The organism is Kitasatospora sp. NPDC091257, assembly GCF_044757675.1.
Taxonomy (GTDB): domain Bacteria; phylum Actinomycetota; class Actinomycetes; order Streptomycetales; family Streptomycetaceae; genus Kitasatospora; species Kitasatospora lactacystinica.
In genome coordinates this window covers 1-1639 of sequence record NZ_JBIVVI010001604.1, presented here as the reverse complement: position 1 = coordinate 1639, position 1639 = coordinate 1, and the positions used below count along the sequence as shown (strand labels likewise).

Below are 1639 nucleotides of genomic sequence, written 5' to 3'. Positions count from 1 at the left end.
CCCTACCCGCACAGCCCCGAGGCCCCGTCACCCGACGTCACCGACCTCGCCGGACACCCGGACGGCGGCTTCACCGCCACCGGCCACCTCCGCCAGGACGGGCCGCTGCCCTACGCCAGCGGCTACCTGCGCGCCAACGGCGGCACCGGACTGCTCTGGACCGGGCTCACCCCGCGCATGCACCCCGAGGACTTCCGTACCGGAGACCTCGGCCACGGCCGCAACTGGCCGATCGGCTACCACGACCTGGAACCCCACTACCGCGAGGCCGAACGGGAACTCGGTGTCGCCGCCGACGCCGAGGAGCAACGCCGCGCCGTCGGACTGCCCATCCCGGACGGCTACGACTTCCCGATGCGCGCCGTTCCGGCGAGCTTCCTCGACCGGCAACTGGCCCGCGTCCTCGACGGACGGACCGTCCGCGACCCCGCCGTGCCCGGCCCCGCCCGGCTCGCCGTCACCGCCACCCCGCACGCCCGCAACGGCGTGCCGACCAGGCCCGGATCCGCCGACGGGCCGCTCTGCGCGGGCAGCGCAAGCTGCGTCCCCGCCTGCCCGACCGGCGCCAAGTACACCCCGCTGCGCACCCAGGCCCGCTGGGCGGCCGGGGTCGAACTGCGTACGGAGGCCGTCGTCAGCCGGGTGCTGGCCGACCCGGAGACCGGGCGGGCCGGGGGAGTCGAGTACCTTGCGGGCGGGACGGCCCACCGGGTGGAGGCGGACCTGGTCGTCCTCGCCGCGCACGCGATCGAGAACGCCCGGCTGCTGCTCCTGTCCGGCCTGGCCAACCGCAGCGACCAGGTCGGCCGGAACCTGATGGACCACCCGGCCCTGCTCACCTGGGGGCTGATGCCCCGCCCGGTCGGCCCCTACCGCGGACCCGGCTCCACCAGCGGCCTGGAGGCGTTCCGCTTCGGCCCCGGGCGGGAGCGCCGGGCGCCGTTCCGGATCGAGATCGGCAACTGGGGCTGGTCCTGGGCGGGCGGCGCGCCGGAGGCCGAGGCGGCGGCGCTGCTCGCGGCGGGCCTGCGCGGCAAGGAGCTCCGCGACCGCCTCGGTGACCGGCTGGGCCGTCAGTTCTCGCTCCAGTTCGAGCTGGAGCAGCCCGCGGACCCCGCCAACCGGGTCACCCTCGACCGGGACCGGCGCGACCTGCTCGGTCTGCCGGGCCCGGCCATCCGCTACGACCTCTCGGAGTACGTCCGCGAGGGGATGGCCTCCGCCCGGGCCGTCTCCGACCAGCTGTTCACCCTGCTCGGCGCCGAGGACCACACCGCCTACCCGGCGGCCGGATGGCCGGGACGGCTCGAACACCGGGGAAGCGTCCACGGCTACCGCGGCGCCGGCCACGCCGGAGGCACCCACATCATGGGCGACTCGCCCGCGACCTCGGTGGTCGACCACTGGCAGCGCTGCTGGGAGCACCCCAACCTGTACGCCGTCGGCTGCGGCTCGATGCCCTCCCTGGGCACCTCCAACCCCTCGCTCACCATGGCCGCCCTCGCGCTGCGCAGCGCCGAGCGGATGCACCACGACCTGCTGGAGCTGCACCGCCCAGCGAGAGGCCGATGCCGACGACGGTGAAGGCGACCATCAGGGTGCCGGTGCCGGACTGGGAGAGGCCGGAGTTGGTGCCGAT

The 1639-nt window shown here is 75.6% G+C and carries 1 protein-coding gene; it reads left to right on the top strand.

Annotation, left to right across the window (positions count from 1 at the left end; all coding sequences use genetic code 11):
• Positions 1–1584: GMC oxidoreductase (locus tag ACIQOV_RS40665; RefSeq protein WP_401056070.1), on the top strand; the 1584-nt coding region annotated here is incomplete at its 5' end.
• Between the last annotated feature and the right edge of the window lie 55 nt (positions 1585–1639).